The organism is Haloprofundus salilacus, from assembly GCF_020150815.1.
Lineage (GTDB): Archaea > Halobacteriota > Halobacteria > Halobacteriales > Haloferacaceae > Haloprofundus > Haloprofundus salilacus.
In genome coordinates this window covers 1,376,237-1,396,292 of sequence record NZ_CP083723.1, presented here as the reverse complement: position 1 = coordinate 1,396,292, position 20,056 = coordinate 1,376,237, and the positions used below count along the sequence as shown (strand labels likewise).

18 protein-coding genes are annotated in these 20,056 nt (G+C 65.9%); 7 read left to right on the top strand and 11 right to left on the bottom strand.

Features of this window, described 5'->3' with window-relative positions; all coding sequences use genetic code 11:
- Window positions 1-69: 69 nt before the first annotated feature.
- A complete protein-coding gene (locus tag LAQ58_RS07115; protein WP_224449904.1) occupies window positions 70-387 on the bottom strand; it encodes an FUN14 domain-containing protein in 318 nt (105 codons plus the stop codon).
- A 186-nt stretch (window positions 388-573) separates the two neighbouring features.
- Here LAQ58_RS07115 and hflX point away from each other — a divergent pair, with 186 nt between their 5' ends.
- Complete coding sequence (gene hflX, locus LAQ58_RS07110; RefSeq protein WP_317988544.1) at window positions 574-1,860, top strand: GTPase HflX; 1,287 nt, start codon at window positions 574-576, stop codon at window positions 1,858-1,860.
- Between the two features lie 104 nt (window positions 1,861-1,964).
- Window positions 1,965-3,284: a 5'-deoxyadenosine deaminase gene (locus LAQ58_RS07105; RefSeq protein ID WP_224449903.1), complete on the top strand. Its 1,320-nt coding sequence runs from the start codon at window positions 1,965-1,967 to the stop codon at window positions 3,282-3,284.
- 185 nt (window positions 3,285-3,469) lie between these two features.
- Here LAQ58_RS07105 and moaC read toward each other — a convergent pair whose 3' ends face one another.
- Window positions 3,470-4,129: a cyclic pyranopterin monophosphate synthase MoaC gene (gene moaC, locus LAQ58_RS07100; RefSeq protein WP_425490696.1), complete on the bottom strand. Its 660-nt coding sequence runs from the start codon at window positions 4,127-4,129 to the stop codon at window positions 3,470-3,472.
- Window positions 4,126-5,574, bottom strand: coding sequence for an NAD(P)H-hydrate dehydratase (locus LAQ58_RS07095; protein ID WP_224449902.1), 1,449 nt, complete (start codon window positions 5,572-5,574; stop codon window positions 4,126-4,128). Before LAQ58_RS07095 ends, moaC begins: the two co-directional genes overlap by 4 nt.
- Before the next feature lie 188 nt (window positions 5,575-5,762).
- Here LAQ58_RS07095 and LAQ58_RS07090 point away from each other — a divergent pair, with 188 nt between their 5' ends.
- The 4 genes from LAQ58_RS07090 (at window position 5,763) to LAQ58_RS07075 (ending at window position 11,578) form a co-directional block, all read left to right on the top strand.
- The gene (locus tag LAQ58_RS07090; RefSeq protein WP_224449901.1) at window positions 5,763-6,953 is read left to right on the top strand and encodes an MFS transporter; all 1,191 of its coding nucleotides are present in this window, start codon (window positions 5,763-5,765) and stop codon (window positions 6,951-6,953) included.
- A 108-nt stretch (window positions 6,954-7,061) separates the two neighbouring features.
- On the top strand, window positions 7,062-7,667 hold the full coding sequence (locus tag LAQ58_RS07085; RefSeq protein ID WP_224449900.1) for an ArsR/SmtB family transcription factor: 606 nt from the start codon (window positions 7,062-7,064) through the stop codon (window positions 7,665-7,667).
- A 62-nt stretch (window positions 7,668-7,729) separates the two neighbouring features.
- A complete protein-coding gene (locus LAQ58_RS07080) occupies window positions 7,730-9,082 on the top strand; it encodes a S8 family serine peptidase (protein ID WP_224449899.1) in 1,353 nt (450 codons plus the stop codon).
- A 165-nt stretch (window positions 9,083-9,247) separates the two neighbouring features.
- Window positions 9,248-11,578: an ATP-dependent DNA helicase gene (locus LAQ58_RS07075; protein WP_224449898.1), complete on the top strand. Its 2,331-nt coding sequence runs from the start codon at window positions 9,248-9,250 to the stop codon at window positions 11,576-11,578.
- A gap of 28 nt (window positions 11,579-11,606) precedes the next feature.
- Here LAQ58_RS07075 and LAQ58_RS07070 read toward each other — a convergent pair whose 3' ends face one another.
- The 3 genes from LAQ58_RS07070 to LAQ58_RS07060 form a co-directional block, all read right to left on the bottom strand.
- Complete coding sequence (locus LAQ58_RS07070; RefSeq protein ID WP_224449897.1) at window positions 11,607-11,789, bottom strand: DUF7576 family protein; 183 nt, start codon at window positions 11,787-11,789, stop codon at window positions 11,607-11,609.
- A gap of 85 nt (window positions 11,790-11,874) precedes the next feature.
- The gene (locus LAQ58_RS07065) at window positions 11,875-13,242 is read right to left on the bottom strand and encodes a CRTAC1 family protein (RefSeq protein WP_224449896.1); all 1,368 of its coding nucleotides are present in this window, start codon (window positions 13,240-13,242) and stop codon (window positions 11,875-11,877) included.
- 118 nt (window positions 13,243-13,360) lie between these two features.
- Window positions 13,361-13,807 carry a luciferase domain-containing protein gene (locus LAQ58_RS07060; RefSeq protein WP_224449895.1) on the bottom strand — a complete coding sequence of 149 codons (447 nt, stop codon included), beginning with the start codon at window positions 13,805-13,807 and terminating at the stop codon, window positions 13,361-13,363.
- A gap of 276 nt (window positions 13,808-14,083) precedes the next feature.
- Here LAQ58_RS07060 and LAQ58_RS07055 point away from each other — a divergent pair, with 276 nt between their 5' ends.
- Window positions 14,084-14,302 carry a DUF7511 domain-containing protein gene (locus LAQ58_RS07055; protein ID WP_224449894.1) on the top strand — a complete coding sequence of 73 codons (219 nt, stop codon included), beginning with the start codon at window positions 14,084-14,086 and terminating at the stop codon, window positions 14,300-14,302.
- A 104-nt stretch (window positions 14,303-14,406) separates the two neighbouring features.
- Here LAQ58_RS07055 and LAQ58_RS07050 read toward each other — a convergent pair whose 3' ends face one another.
- The 5 genes from LAQ58_RS07050 to LAQ58_RS07030 all read right to left on the bottom strand — a co-directional run bounded on the left by LAQ58_RS07050 (window position 14,407) and on the right by LAQ58_RS07030 (window position 20,017).
- Entirely contained in the window at window positions 14,407-15,687 is a 1,281-nt protein-coding gene (locus LAQ58_RS07050; RefSeq protein ID WP_224449893.1) for an amidohydrolase, read from the bottom strand.
- Window positions 15,680-16,726, bottom strand: a complete 1,047-nt coding sequence (locus tag LAQ58_RS07045) for a threonine ammonia-lyase (protein ID WP_224449892.1) — start codon at window positions 16,724-16,726, stop codon at window positions 15,680-15,682. The genes LAQ58_RS07050 and LAQ58_RS07045 overlap by 8 nt, the downstream gene beginning before the upstream one ends.
- A 258-nt stretch (window positions 16,727-16,984) precedes the next feature.
- Entirely contained in the window at window positions 16,985-18,733 is a 1,749-nt protein-coding gene (locus LAQ58_RS07040) for a DNA mismatch repair protein (protein WP_224449891.1), read from the bottom strand.
- Window positions 18,734-18,825: 92 nt separating this feature from the next.
- The gene (locus LAQ58_RS07035; protein WP_224449890.1) at window positions 18,826-19,068 is read right to left on the bottom strand and encodes a UPF0058 family protein; all 243 of its coding nucleotides are present in this window, start codon (window positions 19,066-19,068) and stop codon (window positions 18,826-18,828) included.
- A gap of 145 nt (window positions 19,069-19,213) precedes the next feature.
- Complete coding sequence (locus LAQ58_RS07030; protein ID WP_224449889.1) at window positions 19,214-20,017, bottom strand: N-acyl homoserine lactonase family protein; 804 nt, start codon at window positions 20,015-20,017, stop codon at window positions 19,214-19,216.
- Window positions 20,018-20,056: the final 39 nt, after the last annotated feature.

Here is a 20,056-nt window from a genome sequence, read left to right as displayed (position 1 = left end):
AGGCTGGTTAACGCGCGGGAAAGTGCCGTGAAACGGGCTACCGGCTGAAAGTGAAAAGAAGGCGAACGACTACCCCTTCTTGAAGCCGACGAGGAACCCGCCGGTGAATCCGGCGGAGATGGAGAGCGTCGACAGAATCGTCATTACCCAGTCCGGCGGCGCACCCGTCGTGGCACTCTCCCCGGTCTTCAGCAGGCCGGCGGTGAGTCGATCCCAATCGACCGTGAGAATCCCGCGTGATTCGAGAAATTTGAACAGCGCGAGTTCGAGACCGACGAGGACAGCGATGATCTTCGCGACTTTCTTCGCCGCGAAACCGACGATGGCTCCGATGATAGTGCCAGTTCCGGCTTCCACCGCGAGTTGTTGCACGTCCAGTTCTAACATGGATGACTGTCCTCACAACTAACTTATTACCTTTGTGGATATGTGTCGGCTCGACGAAGTGAGCGCAACTCCGTTCCGAGGACGATAACCGACCCCCCGACCCAGGAAAGTTCAAAAGTACGCACGACATACACTCGAACATGCGAACCGAGGTGGAGAGCACCCATCCCTGAAGACGGGACCGCCGTGGTCGCAAAGCGCGTCGACTCCGGGAGTGCGGACCTCAGCGAGATAACGGAACTGGCGCGCGCGGCCGGGTACAGAGTGGTCGGTGAACTCACACAGAGCCGCGAGGAGGACCCCGCCTACGAGTTCGGCGAAGGGAAGGTTGACGAACTCGCCGCGTTAGTCCGCCGTAGCGACGCGGAGACGGTCATTATCGACAACCGGTTGGGACCGTACCAGACGTACAACATCGGCCAGAAACTGCCCGAAGGTGTCGAAGTCGTCGACCGGTTCACGCTCATCCTCGACATCTTCGGCCAGCGCGCCCAGACTCGAAAAGCACAGTTGCAGGTCGAACTCGCCGAACTCAGGTACGAACTCCCGCGCGCGGAGGCGAAGGCGAGTCTCGCGAAGCGCGACGAGCGACCCGGGTTCATGGGTCTCGGCGAGTACGACGAGAGTCGCGAACGGGACATCAAGGCCCAAATCGCGAACATCAAGCGCGAACTCGACGCCATCGCCGACAAAGAGGAGACGCGTCGCGAGCAACGCCGCGAGTCCGGGTTCGATCTCGTCGCGCTCGCGGGGTACACGAACGCCGGGAAGTCGACGCTACTCCGGCGTCTGGCCGCCGAACTCGACGTCGACGAGAACGAAGATTTACACCCGGACTTGGACGCGACAGCCGAGTCCGAGGACCGTCTGTTCACGACGCTCGGAACGACGACACGCCGGGCAGAGACGGGCAAGCGAAATGTCCTCCTGACCGACACCGTCGGCTTCATCTCGAACCTCCCGCACTGGCTGGTCGAGTCGTTCAAGTCGACGCTCGATTCGGTGTACCGCGCCGACCTCGTACTGTTGGTCGTCGACGCCTCCGAACCCGTCGAGGAGATGCGCGAAAAACTCGTGACGAGCCACGACACCCTGTACGAACGCAATGAAGCACCCATCGTGACCGTCCTAAACAAAATCGACCGAGTCGACAACGACGAACTCGAAGAGAAGAAGGCGGCGCTGACCGCGCTCGCGCCGAGCCCCGTCGCCGTGTCGGGGAAGACGGGCGAGAATGTCGAGGAACTCAAAGCGCGCGTCGAAGCCGAACTCCCCCCGTGGGAGCACGAGCGGCTGATGATGCCCCTCGTCGACGAGACGATGAGCGTCGTCTCGTGGATTCACGACCACGGTCACGTCGAGACCGAAGAGTACGACGACGAGCACGTGCTCGTCGAGTTCGAGGCGCGCCCCGCAATCGTCGAGCAGGCGCGGGCGAAGGCCGCCGACTTGACGGCCGTAGAGTCGACGTAAGCGACTCGACGTAGTCGACTCATTTGACCGCTTTTTCGTCTCTGTCGTTCGCACCGCTGAAACGGAGCTTTATTGTCGCGGCTTCCCCTCGATTGTCGGGGACAATGCTACTCTCTGGAACCGTCGTCGTCGACGCGGAGACCGTCATCGAGAACGGAGCCGTCGTCGTCGACGGCGACCGCATCACGGCCGTCGGCGAGCGTTCGGAGCTCCTCGACCGCTATCCGGACCGCGAACGGCGGTCGTACGACGTGCTGCTGCCAGGTCTCGTCGGAGGCCACATCCACTCGGTGCAGTCGCTCGGCCGTGGCATCGCAGACGACACCTCCCTCCTCGACTGGCTGTTCGACCACGTGCTCCCGATGGAGGCGAACCTCGACGCCGACGGGATGCGCACCGCTGCGGAACTCGGCTACCTCGAACTCGTCGAGTCGGGAACGACGACCGCCATCGACCACCTCTCGGTCCGCCACGCCGAGGAGGCGTTCGAGGCCGCCGGCGAGGTCGGCATCCGTGGGCGAATCGGCAAAGTGCTCATGGACAAAGACTCGCCGCTGGGACTTGTCGAAGATACGCAGGCCGCCCTCGACGAGACGGAGGAACTCATCCAGAGATATCACGGCTCGTTCGGCAACCGCATCCGCTACGCGGTGACGCCGCGCTTCGCCGTCAGTTGCACCGAGGAATGTCTTCGCGGCGCGCGCGAACTCGCCGACCGCTACGACGGCGTCAGAATCCACACCCACGCCAGCGAGAACCGCGACGAAATCGCCACCGTCGAACGCGAGACCGGGATGCGCAACATCCACTGGCTCGACGAGGTCGGACTGACCGGCGAGGATGTCATTCTCGCGCACTGCGTCCACACCGACGAATCCGAACGCGAGGTCCTCGCCGACACCGGCACGCACGTCACCTACTGCCCGTCGTCGAACATGAAACTCGCCTCGGGTATCGCCCCTATCGTCGACTACCTCGACCGGGGGATCAACGTCGCGCTCGGCAACGACGGTCCGCCCTGCAACAACACGCTCGACGCATTCACCGAGATGCGGCAGGCGAGTCTCCTCCAGAAGGTGCAGACGCTCGACCCGACGACGACCCCTGCAGGAGTCATCTTCGAGATGGCGACCCGAAACGGCGCGAAGGCCGCCGGATTCGAGCGGGTTGGAAAACTCGAAGCAGGCTGGAAAGCCGACGTCGTCGGCCTCACGACGGACCTCACACGCGCGACGCCACTGCACGACGTGCTCTCCCATCTCGTCTTCTCAGCGCACGGCGACGACGTGCAGTTCACGATGGTCGACGGCGAGATTCTGTACGAGGACGGCGAACACGTCCGCGCCGACGCCGACGAAATCAGAGAGAGAGCCAGAGAGTACGACATCGCCGAAGAGCGTCGCGGGCACGAGCACCCGGCGTAGTCGCACCTTCGACAGGAAGCGCTCTGCCGACCGATGCCTCCTCCGAGCGTTTAAATCCGAGAACGGGACCACTGCGGTCCGTGCGCTGAGCAGCGCCGCGATTCGGGCGAGGCGGGAGTACGGCGCCCCGGTCGCGGAGCGGTCGGAAGTACGGTACGCCGTCTGTTCGCCCTCGTTCCTTCGACCTACTCCAGCGTCCGCTTCTCCTTCGAGACGACGGATACTTCCTGAATCGAGGTTCCGGGATACTGGCCGTCGTCGTCCTTCTCGGCGGCTTTCACCATATCCCAAACGACGTTCAGTCCGGTGGTGACGCCTTCGAGCGCCTCCATCTCGCAACCGGTCTTCCCGGTAGTTTCGACGGCGACGGAGAGCACTACTCGGTCGTCTCGCACGTCGAACTCGGTGTCGACGTTCGTGATGGGGATCTGGTGACACATCGGAATCGTTTCCCACGTGTGTTTGACCGCCTGAACTGCGCCGACGCGGGCCGTCGCCAGCACGTCTCCCTTCTCGATTTCGTCGACCCGAATGGCGTCGAGAGTGGATTCGCTCAACCGTATCTCGCCTCGCGCCTCCGCGCGCCGGGCCGTATCCGGTTTCGCGCCGACGTCGACCATCTGGACGTTACCTCTTTCGTCGGTGTGAGTCAACTGCGAGCGACCGCCTTCAACGTCGGAATCAGTGCCGGTGTTGCTCTCAGCGTGAGAGTCGCTGTCGGCGCCGCTCTTGGCGTCCGATTCGGCGTCGTCAGGGTTGGTGTGGTCTGCGGGGTCGCCGGAGTCGTCAGTGTCGACCGGTCCGGTGTGGTCGGCGGGTCCAGTTGGTCGTCGTTCTTCGGTCATACTCCTTCAACCTCGCCGCCGCGGTTCATCGCTTTCGGTAACTGGTCGGCGAGGTCCGTCGCGACGAGTCCGTAGCCGCGCTCTTCGGCGACGACGTCCCCGGCGCGACCGTTCGCCCACGCGGCGACGCTCGCGGCTTCGAAGGGGTCTTGCGTCGCCGCGAGCGCGCCTGTGACGCCGGCAAGTACGTCGCCCGTGCCGCCGACAGTCATCCCTGCGTTGCCGGTTCGGCTAACGCGCGTCCGCTTGCCGTCGGAAATCACGTCGTGCGCTCCCTTCACGAGGAGCGTCTGTCCCAGTTCGGCGGCGAACTCCTCGACCAACTCGGCGCGCGCCTCCCAGTTGTCGGCCGTCTCGCCGCCCATCTTCTGCAACTCGCCTTGGTGCGGCGTGCAGACGAGCGTCGCGTCGGTGTCCACCTTAGGGACGACCTGCAGCGCGTCGGCGTCGACGACGGCGGTTCCGTCGAACCCCGAGAGGAACTGCCGGACGGCGTCGAGCGTCTCGTCCGCGCCGCCGAGTCCGGGTCCTAGCACGACGGCGTCTTTGCTCTCGGCCCGACCGAGCAGTTCGTCGATGTGCGCCGGTCGGAGACGATTGCCGTCGAGGTCGTGGACGATGAAGTTCTCGCTGTAGCCGCGGACCGCGTCGGCGACGTTCTCGGGGCACACGACGTTGACGAGGTCGGCGCCCGCCCTGAGCACCGCTCGCGCAGACAGCGCGGGCGCGCCGGAGAACGGCCCGCCGCCGATGACGAGTACGTCGCCGTTGTCTCCCTTGTGGCTCTCCGGGTCCCGGACGAGGACGTTCAAGTCGCCGGGACCGACGAACCGCTCTGCAGCCGCCGGGATGCCGATATCAGCGACGGTGACCGTCGCGTCGAGACCGCCGAGTCCGGGTTTGTCGTCGTGAAACGTTACGACGTGGTCGGTGTCGACGGCGACGCCCGCGGAGTCGCCGGTATCGGCGTCGACACCGGAGGGAACGTCGACGGCGAGCACCGTCGCGTCGGCGTCGTTTATTGCTTTCGCGGCCGACGCCTCGGGGTCGCGGAGCGCGCCCGTGACGCCGGTGCCGAGCATCGCGTCGACGACGAGGTCCGGGTCGCCGAGTTCCAGCGCCTTGGAGTCGCGAACGACTCTCGCGTCGAACTCGGCGTTTCCAAGCGCCTCCCAGTTCTCGCGGGCGATATCGGTCGAAATCGTCTCCGGACGGCCGAGCAGGTGGACCGTCACGTCGTACTCCTTCAGAAATCGAGCGGCGACGAACGCGTCGCCGCCGTTGTTACCGCGTCCGGCGACGATGCTCACCGACGCGCCGTCGTCGACGAGCGAGCGAACCTCGCGAGCGATGGCGTTCCCGCTCGACTCCATCAGTTGCTTTCGCGGAACGCCGAGCGCCTCCGCGTTCTCGTCGACGGCGGCCATTCGACGGGACGTTATCATACGGTGATATTCGAAACCACAGGCGAAAAGCGATAGGGTTGACTCGGCGGCGTCGCCGAGCCGACGAGAGGTACCGAAGAGACCTGACGAGCAGCGACGCGCGTCGAAGAAGACCGAAAGACGTCGAAGAACGCCGAAAGCGTCCGATTCCGCAACGTTTGAACCGTCGCCCGACGAATGCCGCGGCAGTGACACGCCGCCTCTTCGGGACGCTCTGCGGACTCGTCCTCCTCGTCAACTTCGGGCGGACGGCGTTCGCCCCTCTCGTCGAACCGCTGCAGGCGGCGTTCGGCGTCGGTCCAGCGGCTATCGGACTCGTCACGTCGCTCGTCTGGTTCGGCACGGCCGTCCCCCGGATTCCGGTCGGCTACCTCCTCACGCGCATCCCTCGCCACCGCGTCGTGTTGGGAACCGGCGTGTTGCTTGCCGTCGCCGCCGCGTTCACCGCGACGGCGACGTCGCTGCTCGCGCTCCAACTCGGCGCGTTCGCCATCGGTATCGCCTCCGGCGCGTACTTCGTTGCCGCGGTTCCACTCGTCGGCGAACTGTACCCCGACGCCGTCGGGCGGGCCGTCGGTATCCACGGCACTGCGAGTCAGGTCGCTGCCGTCATCGCTGCCCCTGTCGTCGTGACGCTCTTAGCCGCCGGCGAGTGGCGTCACGTGTTCTGGCTGCTGGCCGTGTGCGCGTCACTGCTCACCGTCGTCCTCTTGGCGGTCGTTCGTGCGCGGGGGACGGTTCCGTCGTCGGCCGGAGACGACCGAAACTTCCGCGAGGCGCTGTCGCACTGGCGCGTCATCGTCACCGGCGTGGCGATGGTCGGCGTCGCGGGCTTCGCGTGGCAGGGACTGTTCAACTTCTACGTCCCGTACCTCACCGCGACGAAGGGGTTCACGCCAGCGCAGGCGAGCACGATGCTGACCGTCGTCTTCGCCGCCGGCGTCCCGGCGTTCTGGTTCAGCGGGCGTCTCGCCGACCGCCTCCCGCATCTCCCCTACGTCCTCGGAATCGTCGCCGCGTTCGGCGCGTGTCTGTTCGCGCTGACGGCTGTGTCGGGTTTTCTCCCGGTGTTGGTCGTGACGGCGGCGTTGGGCTACGTCGTCCACAGCCTGTTTCCGGCGCTCGATACGTACATGCTCGGCGCGCTTCCGGCGAGAAACCGCGGCAGCGCCTACGCCGTCTACAGCGGCGTCGCCCTCCTCATCGAGTCGGGTGGCAGCGGAACCGTCGGCTTCCTCACGGGCGCGGACGTTCCGTTCGACGCCGTGTTCCGACTGTTCACCGTCGTCCTCGCGGCCGAGTTCGCCGTCCTGCTCGCGCTCTACGTCGCAGGACGGCTTCCGAAGGGGCGTGGGAGCCTCGACGCGGTCGCCGACTGACGGATTCGTTCCGGAGTGGCTGACTATCGGGCAAATTGTAGATAACGAGACGGACGCAGGACGTAATCTGTCGAAGGGTTTACTAACCCGTCCATGGAATGTGAATCCATGTCAGGACTGCTCCCGTCCGACAGAGACGCAGAGCGTGAGGCGCGACCCCCTCGCGTCCTGTGGCTCGACGACGACGACGCGGAGCAACTCATCTCGTCGCTCTCCTCGGAGAACGCTCGGTCGATTCTCACCGAACTGTACGAGCGAGACGCGACGGCCTCGGAGTTGTCCGACGCCGTCGACACCTCGCTGCAGAACGTCCGGCACCACCTCGGAAACTTACAGGACGCTGGACTGGTCGAGATCGTCGGCACGGAGTACTCGGTGAAAGGCCGCGAGATGAACGTGTACGCGCCCGCCGACGGCCCGCTCGTCGTCTGCGCTGGACAGGAAGACGACCGCGCGTCAGTGCTCGACTCGTTGCGGAAGTTCGTCGGCGTCGCCGCGCTGCTGGCGGTCGGGACGCTGCTCGTTCAGTGGCTCTTCGGCGCGGCGACGACCGTCACCGACCTCGGCGGGCCGGGAACCGCCCCGCGCGTCGGCGACAGTGTCGGCAACGGCGTCGCCCCGGTTCTCGGCCAACTCTCGCCGGGTCTCGCGTTCCTCGCAGGCGGCGTTATCGTCCTCGCGGCGGTGCTGGCGTGGGAGGCTGTCGAACGGTGAACCGATCCGACCGAGCCGACAGCACGCCTGCGACGAGGTATCCGTAGGAGTCGATGGGAGCGATGAGCCGGCGCCTCGTAACGTGTGTCGTGGTCGTCTGCGTGCTCGTCGCGACGTCGAGCGCACCGCTGACCGGTTCTGTCGCCGCGACGGTGCCGCTACTGCCGGAACCCGACTTGACGACGCCCGCCCCATACGGACAGGTGAGTCGAGCCGGCGGGCACATCGTCGCGGCAGAACGCGTCCACGACCGGGGAATCACCGGCGGCGGCGTCGCCGTCGGCGTCATCGGCACGTCGTTCGAACCCGAAGGGTCGTCGATTCAAGAGCAGGTCGCCGGTCACCGCCGTGCGTCCGAGCAAGGCAGACACGGGGAGGTCGCTGTCGGTCCGCGGCGAGTCGACAGTCGCCACGACACCGCCGTCGCCGCCGTCGTCGCCGAAACGGCACCGGAAACCGAGCTGTATCTCGCCGCCGTCGGCGACAATCCCACGCCCGAAGAGTACGAGGCAGCAGTCGAGTGGCTAGTGGCGAACGACGTGACCGTCGTCGTCGACGCCGGGAGCTACTTCGCGTCGAACCCCGCGACGAACGAGCGGATAACCGCCGTCGCGGAGCGCGCCGCCGCAAACGGCACCGTCTTCGTCACGTCGGCGGGCAACTACGCGAACAACCAGTGGGTCGGCGCGGGACCCTCGGATGGGTGGGTGAACTTCTCGAACGAGTCGCAGGGGAACCGATTGGCCGGCGGCAACGTCACCGGCGGAGCGGTCTCGCTGCGTCTCTCGTGGAACACGTCCGCCGACTACGACCTCTACCTATACCGCGATCGCGAGAGCGGTCCGGACCCCGTCGTCGCTAAATCCGTCCGCCGCCAGAACTCCTCGAACGCCTCAAACGACTCCGTCCAATCGTGGGAAGCCATCGACGCCTCGGTTCCGCCCGGACAGTACTACGTCGCCATCGACGCCTACAACGGGTCGAACGAGAGTCAACTCAGACTGCTGTCGAGTCGCCAGTCGCTGGACAACGCCGTCGCCAACGGAAGCGTCGTGGCGCCGGCGACGGGCGAACGCGTCATCGCCGTCGGCGCTGTCGACGTCGAGAGCGGTCGAGTGACGGGCTACAGCTCCCGGAGCGACGCGTTCGTCGACGTGTGGGGACCCGCCAGCGTTCGAACCGAGTCCGGGTCGCTCGAAGGAACGTCCGCCGCCGCGCCCTACGTCGCCGGAACGGTGGCGCTCGTCGCGTCGGCGTCGTGCGAGGAGCGAATTCGCTCCGAGGAGATGGTCGAACTGCTTCGGGCGTCGGCGGCTGACGGGAGTCAGCACCGACCCGGGTCGGTCGTCGCCGTCGACGCAATCGAGCGGGTTGAGGCGAACAACGGAACCGCCGTCTGCGACGCGGCGGAGTAATGTCTCGGAGTGACGCGTTCGCCAACATCTCTCCCGCGACGAAGCCGACGGCTTCTGCCCTCGACTTTATTCGCGAAGACGGGACCACTCCAAGACACCGTGTCGACACCGAACCCGCGGAGTTCCTCCGACACCGATAAGCGTCCGCCCCGGCGAAAGTCGGACGTGACCTGGCGCGAGGTGTTCGGACACGACGAGCCGTATCCAGAGCAGGCAGACGGTATCGAAACCGCCACCGAGACGGCCGACGACGGCGGCTTCACCGTCGTCGAAGGCGCCTGCGGGACTGGCAAGACGATGCTCGCGCTGACCGCCGGTATCGACCGGGTGCGCGACCCCGACTCGCCGTACGAGCGCGTCGTCGTCCTCACCAGCGTCAAACAGCAACTCCGGCAGTTCGAAGACGACCTCCGGACGATCAACGCGAACCTCCCCGACGAGTGGCGACCAGTCTCGGGACTGACGCTCGTCGGCAAATCAGACGTCTGCCCGTACAGCAGAGAGCGCGCCGCGGGCGTCGATGACTCGAACGTCTACGAGCGCTGCGAGGGCCTCCGCGAGCGGACCAGAAACCTTGCCGCAGAGAGCGGCCCGACGACCGCCGCGGCGCTGACCGGCGAGGCCCGACGGGCCCAGACCGGTCTCGCCGACACCGGCGCCGGCGGCCCCTCATACCTCAAAACGGCCGGCGAACCGACGCCGTATCTCCCCGAGATGCCCAAGCACGGCGACTCCGAGTTCTGCCCCTTCTACGCGCAGTTTCTCGACGACCTTCCCGAGGACGGCGAGCCGGTCGAGGCGGTGCCGTTCGACTTCGAGGACGCCGGATTGTTGGAACCGACCGACCTCGTCTCGCTCTCCGCGGGGTTCGGCACTTGCCCGCACTCGACGATGGGCGCGGTGCTCCCGCACGTCGAGGTCGTCCTCGGCAACTACTACCACGCGTTCGACTCGACGACGGTGGCGACGTTCACTGGCCCCTTGATCGACGAGACGACGTTTCTCGTCTGCGACGAGGCGCACATGCTCGAACCGCGCGTCCGGGACCTGGTAAGTTCCGGCATCGGCGACCGAAGCCTCCGCGACGCCGAAAACGAGGTGACGCGCGTCATCCAGCCCGTCGAGTTCGACGAGGCGGGCAGAGAGATGCGCGGGTCGTCGGCCGACGCGGACCTCGTCCGCGGCGAACTGAAGAAGAGCGACGTGACCCTCCGCGAACTGAAGGAGACGCGCGACTTTTTCCGCGACCTGCGCGAGGAACTCGACCGCCGAGTGACCGCCCACCTCGACAGCGAGACGCCGGATTGGCGGGCAGACCTCACCCGACTGGAAGATGCGGAAATTCCGCTCCGAGACCCCGAGAAACCCGCCGTCGACGAAATAAGCGATTGGGCCGAAGAAGCGGGGTACGACGGCGGGACGTGGGTGCGCGCCGAGACCGTCGGGGCCGTCGTCGGCCGCATCCTGAACTCCGCCGAGGAGGACGACAAACGCCGCGCCGCGCCGGGCGTCGGCCGCGTTCTCGGCGAGTGGTACCGCTACGACCACGAGCGCTACTTCCGCGAACTCGAACTGGAGCGGACGTGGGACGAGATGGAACCGCCGGACTCGTGGCGGCGCGCGTACAACGCGCGCCTCGCGCTCTACAACTGCGTTCCGTCGGACGCCATCGGCGACCGCCTCGCCGAGTTCGGCGGCGGCGTACTGATGAGCGCAACGCTCGCGCCGATGGACATCTTTCGAACGGTCTCGGGACTCGACGCGCTCGCGGAGTCGGGACGGCCAGTCGAGGAGCGAACCTACGGACTGACGTTCCCCGAGGAGAACCGCGCGAGTTTCGCCGTCGACGCGCCGAAGTTCACCTACGCGAACCGCGGCGCGCCGGGCGAGGAGAACCCGACGCGGCAGGCGTACGAGGACGCCGTCTCGTCGGTGGCGCAGTCGCCGGGCAACGTCCTCGTCGGGATGCCGAGTTACGGCGAGGCCGAGTGGATGGCGGGTGTGCTCGAACGGCGCGTCGATAAACCCGTGCTACTGGACGAGTCCAGCGACGACGGGACGACCGAGTCGCTGAAGGCGGAGTTCTTCGGCGGCGACGGGAAAGTGCTCGTCACCAGTCTCCGCGGGACGCTGACCGAGGGCGTCGACTACCGCGGGGACCGCCTCTCGGCGGCCGTCGTCTGCGGCGTTCCCCTCATCAACACCTCGAGCCCGCGGACGAAGGCGGTGAAGACGGCGTACGACCGCGCGTTCGACGGTTCGGGCTTCGAGACGGCGCTGACGGTGCCGGCAGTCAGAAAGGCGCGACAGGCTGTCGGCCGCGTCATCCGCGGCAGCGACGAGGTCGGCGTGCGCGTCCTCGTCGACGCGCGTTACGCGCGCGAGTCGTGGAACGGCGTGCGGGAGTACTTCCCCGAGTACGAACGCGAGGAGTTTCAGCCCGTCAGCCCGGACATGCTCGGGTTCGGACTGGAGCGGTTCTGGTCGAACCGATAAGTCGGCGTTCGCAGTCGGCGCAAGGCGCTCAGCCGGCGTAGCCGTCGCGGCAGTCGTCGTCGCAGAAGTGGCGATGTTGAACGGTACCGTCTTCGACCCGCGTGACGACGCGGTGCGTCGGCGACCGGACGATTTTCTCGCCGCAGGTGGCACACTCGGGGGCGTTCTCCTCGTCTACGTCGTCGCCGAGCGACGAAGTGGGGTCGACCATGTCGTCGCTGTAAGCGACCCGGGCACTTTACTGCTCTCGTAGTAACTCCTTTCGCCGAGGTCCGAAACCGACCCGCGAGTTCGTCTCATCCGCTCGACGGGTGGGTGACCGTCTGCTCGGTACGCGGCGTCGGGTCGTCGACGACGCGAACGTGCCCGTCTGGCCACCGCGTGACGAGGCGCGTCGGCCTCGCCTCGCCGAGACCGAAGTGAGCGACGGGTTCCGACTGGTTGTGCCCGCCGCTGCCGGCGTCGACGAGTCGTGACTGGACGCCGTCGCTCGTCTCCAGCGTCACGCTCGCGCCGCGAGCGGGCGCACCCGCCTCGGTGAGGGGACGAACTCTGAGCCAGTCGTTGTCGTTCGGCGCGCGGAAGAGAGAGAGCGGTTGGGCCCCCGCCTCGCCGTGGACGACGAGCAGTTCGAGCGTCCCGTCGCCGTCGAAGTCGGCGACGGTCGCGCTCGTTCCCAACCCTCGCGGTTCGGACGCGTCGCCCGCGCTGACCCGCCTCCAAGTGTCGTCGCTCCGTCTGAACAACCGGTTCGGTGCGCCGAGCGCGTTGACGAACAGTTCGAGCGCCCCGTCGTTGTCGAAGTCGGCGGCGACGACGGATCGCGTCCGGGTCGGCTGTGCGAGTTCGGGCGGCGCGACGTCGCGGAACCGGTCGCCGGTTCGAGCGAACAGGCGCGCCGGGCCTTCCCAGTTGCCGCAGACGAACTCGCCGGTCGGCTCCGCACCGCTCCCGACGAACGAGAGACAGCGGGTGTCGCAGGTGGCATCAGCGACGCCGCTTTCGGCGGCCACGTCGGTGAACCGGCCGTCGTCGTTTCTGAGGAGGCGGTTCGGGCCGCGCTCTGTCGCCGCGAACACATCCATCCGCTCGGTGACGAACGGGCCGCTCGCGAGCGCGCGAACGTCCGCTTCGACGTCCAGCCCGACGGATTCGGCCATGTCGGTTACCTCGCGGTTGTCGCCGAGTTCGTAACACCGCATCGGCGACCCGTCGCCGGCGACGAGCATCCCGTAGCGGCCGGTTCCGTGGCGGTCGACGGCCGCGACAGACCAGCCGTCGCGTCGGTTGCTCCGGCCCGCGTTCACGTCGAGCGAGAACGCGTCGACCCACTCGGTGTCGTTGCAGTCGAAGAGGCGGTCGAAGGCCCCGCCCGTCCGGCCATGGCTGCCCGCGTTCTGGACGTACACCTCCTCGCGGCCGTCGCCGTCTAAGTCGGCGGCTGCAACGGCGATTCCGCGCCGCCGCCTGTCGGCGATGATGCCGGTAGCGATGTCGACGAGCGCGCCGTCGTCTCCTTGCTCTCGGTCCCATCGGAGGAGCTTGTTCGCGCCACTACTGGAGGTGACGTACGTGAGCGGTCCCCGCGGACCGACGGTGACCGCAGCGCCGTACCCCTTGAACGAGGGGTTGGCGGCGAGTAACTCCGAACGCTCCTCGAACACACCTGTTCCAGTCGACCCGACTATAAGAGTAGACGGTCTCGGGTGTCGTCGTCAGATTCAAATTCGCCGCCGTCTTCGGCTTCGGGTCGCCGAGCGGGGACCGGTGCGTCGCTCTCGGTCACCGCAGCACGCCGTCGAAAATCTCTCGCACGCGAGCGCTCGGTCCCATCGCCTCGAGTTCACTTTCGACGTCTATCTCGCCGACAGCGGCGGCGATTTCGGGGCGGCGGCGCAGCGTCGCTGCGTGGTAGAGATACGAGAGGCGCAGGAGCCACCGCGCGTCGTCGACGTCCGCGTCGGTCCGGAGTCGGAACGTCGTCCACCCCGAGTCGGGGACGACGTGGTGCTCGCCCGTTCGACCCTCGTCGACGAGCGCATCGCGGAGACGCTTCGGGTAGTTGATGTCGAGGATTCCGAATCGGTGGACGTGGCCGATTTCTCGCGGGCCGAGCGTGAACTCGCTGCCGTCGAAGCGGTGCGGGTTGACTTCGATACCGGGCCACGTCGAGGCGTCAGCAGTGACTCGGTCGACGAGTTGCTCGTGGGCGGGTGTGATAGAACTCATACCTCTTGTACGGGGGCAGCGGAGATAACCCACTCGCGGTGTGGTGACACTCATCGAGGACGCGGCATCGAGTACCTGCTTCCGAACAGAGATAGAGAGTCGGGTCGGCAGGACGCCGACACCGAGGACTGCAAAGCACGAAAACGCCGGATTCTCGTCCCATGAGAAACGCTCGGGGAGACTCACTACCGGTATAGCGTACTATAGAGCGGTCTTAGCAGCAGTCATGTACTCGGCTGTGGGAGTTCTTCTCACCCGGTTACGGGACGACTCTCCATGAGCCTGCCTACGAGCGACGACCTGTCCGACGTTCCTCCCGCACACGACTACCAGATGGACGGCCGCGCGTTCGACCTCCACAGCGTCACCGTCCGGTACGAGAACGGTCCGGACCGCTGTACGATATACCCCAGAGACACGCCCGCAGAAGAGCGGGTGACCGTCTGGCTCACCGCAGACCGCAGCGCGTTCGTCGGTCTCGAATCAATGCGGTAACTCGCCGACGCCGCTACTCGCCGCGCCAGCGCGCGTCCGACAGCGTCTGTTGACCCGCCTCCTCGCCGACGGCCGCCGCGAAACACAGACCAGATACCGAACCGTCAGGAACTGAGCGTCGTCACCGTCTCGGAGATGACCTCCACACCGATGGTCAAGCTTCGTTCGTCGACATCGAACCTGCTCGAGTGATGTGGTGCAGGGTGGTCGGTACCGATAATCGCGTACGAGACCGTCCCACCCTGTTCCTCGACGGTCTTCATGAGGTAGGTGGCGTCCTCGCTCGCTCCGAATTCACTCGTCTCCGTAACGTTCATGACAGAACTATGTTCCCGTGCAACGTCGGCGATAGTCCTGCTAAACTCGGGATCGCTGTCGGCTCGTGGCGCTTCGCCCGTGACCTCGAATTCGCTGACGCAGGAGTGCATTTCGGCGGCCGCGTCGATGATCCGTTCTGTCTCCACACGCAGGAACTGGAGGAGTTCGTTCGTTTCCCCTCGGACCTCCCCTTCGATACGCACCTCCTCCGCGATGATGTTCGGCGCAGTTCCACCGTCGATACGGCCGACGTTGATTCGGGTCACTCCGTTGGTGTGACGGGATATCGAGTACAAGTTCTGGACGGCTGTTGACGCTGATTGCATGGCGTTCCGCCCCTGATTCGGATTCTTACCCGAGTGGGCGGACTCACCGTGGAATCGAGCTTCGAAGTTCGCGACGGCGAGTGGTTTCACGATCCCACCGACGACTTCTCCTGTCGGGTGACCCAGACCGACGTGGAGCCCGAGGAAATAGTCGATGTCATCGGTGTGCTGAGAGAGCGCCATCGGTTTTCCACCGCCGGCGCGCTCCTCGGCAGGCTGGAAGATGAGCTTAAACGTCCCGTCAAACTCGTCGCTCCGATTCACGGCTTCGAGCACTCCGAGCCCTATCGTGATATGCGCGTCGTGGCCACAGGCATGCATCACGCCTTCGTTCGTCGATCGGAACTCCTCGACAGAGGGCAGGTGTTCCGAATCGTTCGCTTCCCGTTGGGGGATCCCGTCGATATCAACACGGAGAGCGACCGTAGGGCCGTCAGTCCCCTTCTCGAGGACCGCGATAGCCCCTGTGTGTCCGCCATCTGTCAATTCCAAGACGTCCGGCCGTGCTCCGGCGTCTGCGGCACTGTCGTACCACTCCTGGAGCGTCGCGCTGTCCGGGACGGCCATCCGATGTTCACTCGCGTACGCCTCCTCTCCGATATAGAGCTGGTCGACGCCGATTCGTTCTACCTCGTCGACTATGCGACTCGTCGTATAGTACTCACACCATGCGGGCTCCGGGTACCGGTGGAACTGCCGGCGAAGCTTACGCAACCGGTCCCGAACGAACTCATCACTCATCGTCGAGTTCCCCAGCGTCGGCGTCGATGTCGAACGCCCAATCTAACTTCTCTTTGGAGATGTTTCGGCCAGAGAGTTGGAGGACGACAGTTTTCCCGGCGATTTCGTCGGCTAATGCCAACGCTCCCGCGACACTCGCGGCCCCAGCACCCTCGAGGAGGATGTGCTCTCGTTCGACCATGGTCCGGACGGCCCTCCATATCGCTTCGTCCGAAACGGTCAACATGTCTGTTAGCTTCTCACTGAGAATCTCGGAGGTCAACGCGAACGGCACGCGCGACTGGAGCCCCTCCGCGAGGGTGTCCGCACTCGGCTGGGGATCGAGGTGCCCCTCGTTCCACGCTCGGTACATCGCGTTCGCGTTAGAGGACTGGACACCAACGACGTCCGCGTCCGCCACGTCACCGACGGTCAGACAGTACCCTGACGCACTGCTCCCCCCGCCAATGGGACAGATGACGGTGTCGACATCCGGAAGGTCGTCGAGAACTTCCAATCCCGCCGTACCGACGCCGGCGATGAGAAGTGGTTCGTTGGCCGAGTGGACGTACCGATACCCGTGCTCGCTTGCCTGTTGCTCGGCCCACTCTCGGGCGTCGTCATAGTCACGTCCCTCCCTGTGAACCTCCGCTCCGAATCGCTCGATCGCCTCGACTTTGTCCTCGTTCGGATCCCCGGGAACTGCAATCACGGCAGGGATATCGAACGTCTGCCCGGCATATGCGATGGACTGGCCATGGTTCCCCGTACTCGCCGCTATCAGGCCACGGTCGTGGAATTCGGGGTCGAGTTGGGAGCACAGATTGAGCCCCCCTCGAACTTTAAAGGCGCCCGTCGGGAGGGTATCGTCTCTCTTCAGATACACGTCTGCGTCCAGTTCGCTAGAGAGGTACTGGCTTCGGACGAGAGGAGTCTTTGGGAGGTGGTGGTCGGTGACTTGTCGTGCTCTGAAGACGTCCACGAGCGTTGGAGGTGTGAGATCGTGATAGGGAAACACCGTCGTTTCGTCCGGTGATTCTACTGGCTCATACGCTGTCATGCTTGAGATTGGTCCACACGATTCATAATTGTTCTCCTCGTCTCACGTCCTGTCGTAATCAGTTTATGTCGTACCTCGGAGCTGGCTTCGGCCCTTCAGTGGCTCCAGTCGACGGTGCCCAGACTACGACTTTTGGTGGTGGGAACTCCAACGACGGGAACGGTCGTCTTCCGTCCATATCATCTCTCTCCCCTCGACCGTACCAACTCTCCCGTTTTGACCCGCTCCCGCGACCGCGCCCTCTTTCGAGTTCGACCGTCACTCCCGCCAGCGCGCGTCCGACAGCGTCTGCTGCACCGCCTCCTCGCCCACGGCCGCGGCGAGTGTCTCGAATCCCTGTCGCTCGACGTTGTTCTTCGCGTTCGCGACGAGTCGCGAGACGATGAACTCCGGCGTCGACTTACCGATCGTTCCGAACCGCGGTTGGTAGTCGACGCGGAGTTCGAGGTCGGGCGTCAGTCCCTCCGCGAAGATGCCGTCGATGCGCGCCGCGGCAGGTAACGGGCTCAGGTCCTCCGCGAGGTGCGTGACGTAGACGCCGACCGCGTTTCGGTCGACGGTCAGTCCGACGAGCCCACCCAGTAAATCCGCTGCCCGGCCGGGTTCGGTGATGGCCTCGAACTCGTCGACGAGCATCAGCGTCCGTCCCTCCCCGGACAGCGGCGGCACGATGGATTTGAGCGTCGATTCGAGCACACCGGCGTTGAAACTCGCGTGCCGACGGTGGAAGACGACGGTGTCGAAGTCGCCGACCTGTGCGCGACTCGCCGGGACGGGGAGGCCCATCGCGGCCAACAGCGCCACCTGACAGAGCGTTTCGAGCAGCGTCGTCTTCCCGCCGGAGTTCGCGCCCGTCAGGACGGTTACGCGCTCGTCGGCGGGCGGTTGCGGCTCCGACGAGAGCGTGTGGTGACCCACCGCGTACGTCACCGATTGCACGTCGTCGTCCAGAAAGAGGTGTCGCGCGTCGACGGCGGCGACGCCGAAGGGTCCATCGTCGCCGCCCAGCTCCGGACGGACGAGGTCGTGCGCGTCGGCGAACCGCGCCAGCGAGAGCGCGAACGCGCTGTCTTCGACCGCGCTCACGGCGGCGTCGATGTCGTCGCGGGCGGTCTCGATACTCTCGCGGAGTTCCGCGGCGACGGTCTCCTTGCGCTCGTCGACCTGTTCGCGGAGATCAGCGGTGAGCGTCCGGAGCGTGGTGCTGACGAAGTCGGCGGCGTCGACGGGGTCGTCGGCCGCCGCGCCGAGCACGTCTTCGCGCGAGAGTTCCGTCTCGGCGGCGACGTAGTCGGCCACCGCGTGCTCGAAGTCGTCGAGGCGGCGTGTGCCCGCCTCGCGGACCGTCTCCAGAAGGTCGAACGCGCCGGATTCGAGGCGCTCCGCGGCCGCCAACTGGTCCCGGAGGCGGTCGAGTTTCTTGTCGGCGCCTTCGAGCACGTCGTCGCCGTCGACGTAGCCGAGCGCCCCCACGGCCTCCGAGAGCGCGCCCTCGTCGACGTCTGCCAGCGCGGCGAACGGTCCCGCGTCGAGACCAATGTCGCGAAGCGCGAGCGCCGCTTCCACGGCGGCGCGTTCGGTTCCGCCCGCCTCGTCGTAGGTGGTGAACGCCGCGAGAACCTCGTCCCGTTCGTCGGCGTTCAATGCAGCCCACGCTTCGCGGGCGGCCTCTATCTTGTCGAGTCGCGCGTCGCGGGCGGAGCGCTCCGGCAGCGGCGTGAGCACGCGGATTCGGTCGCCCGCGTGACGCGTCACGGCGTGTTCGCCTGCCAGCGAGAGTAGCTCGTCGTAGACCGAGCGCGCGTCTCTCGTTCCGAGCGTCGCCATCCCGGCGTCGCCTTTGGCCCGCCGGAGGATGCGCGTTGCGCGTCCGGCGGGGATGCCTGCTTCGGTCAGCGCTCGCACGTCGGCGGATTCGATGGCCTCGACGGCGGCGTCGACGCCGAGCGTCCGCTGCAATCTGTCGCTCGTCTTCGGTCCGACCCCCCAGTACTCCTGCAGTCGCATGGTCGTGGCTGACGCGGGTGCGTCTTAGTGGTACTCGTTCGGCGCCGAGGAGAGGACGATCTAGAACCGGCGAGAGTCGGAGAAAACACGAGTCACTCGAACGAGACTGCCGAGCGAGTCGTCGTCTCGCCCGACACCGAGAGCGAGGCGAGAATGTGAGCCAGCGTCGACACTGCCTCCTCGTGGTCGGCCCGCGACGCCTGCAGCGACATCGGCGTGACGCCGATGTCGCGGTACGGCTCGAAGTCCGCCCGGGTCGCGTCGCCGCGCCGGATGTACTCCTGGCCAAGGAGGACGAGCAGGGAGTGGAACTGGACGAGTTCCTGCTTTTTCATAACGCCCGTTCTTGGGGCCGAAGCGGTGTAAGCGCCACGGTGAGCCGAATGTGAGCGTCACGGTCGCCGCGACTACAGTTAGATTTCCGGGGAGATTTCTGTATGGGTTTCTGTATAGCTCGATAGAATACGTCGTCCGATCGACTTAGCGGTTCCACCCGCCGTCGAACGACTCGAACCGTTCGAGGTCGTGGCCGTACAGCACGTCCGCGTCGTGGCGACGCTGGAGTTCCTTGACGAGTTGGAGGCTGTCGAACCAGTCGCGGTCGCTCCACAGTAGGCCCGGACCCAACGGCACCTCGTCAGTGTAGTTGGCGTCGACGTAACACTCGTCACCGGCGACGAGCACTGTCTCGTCGGGGAGGTCGATTTTCGCGCCCATCACGCCGGGGGTGTGACCGGGCAGGTGGAGGAGTTCGAAGTCGTCAAACAGCGTCGTCCGGTGGCGGTGGACTATCTCCCAGTTCAGATCGTGGTCGAAGTCCGAGGCGAGGTAGGCGACGGAGCCTTCCGTCGTCTTCGCGCTGTAGTAGGCGAACTTCAGTTCCTCCTCGTGGACGTAGACGGGGACGTCGGTGTCCGCGAAGTTGCGGAGGCCGCCCGCGTGGTCGAGGTGCAGGTGGCTCATCACGACGGCGTCGACGTCGCCGAGGTCGTAGCCCGCGGCGTCGAGGTCGGATTCGAGGTCGTGGTCGGCGGCGTCGTAATGTTCGAACGCGCCGTACAGTGGCGCGGGCCAGTAGCCGTCGGCCGCCTCCGGGTGCGACCCGGTGTCCCACAGCACCGTCGCCTCCGGGTGGTCGACGACGGCGCTCCAGACGACGAACTCCGCGATATCGTGGTCGGGGTCGGGGTTCTCGGCGCTGGCCATCGCGTAGCCGTCGACGACGTAGTTCATGTCTGCGCGGACACGTCCGCGGTCGAGCAAGTGGATGCTGGCGTCAACCATACCGCATCTTGGGTCGGGCGAGCGATAACTGTTCAGCAC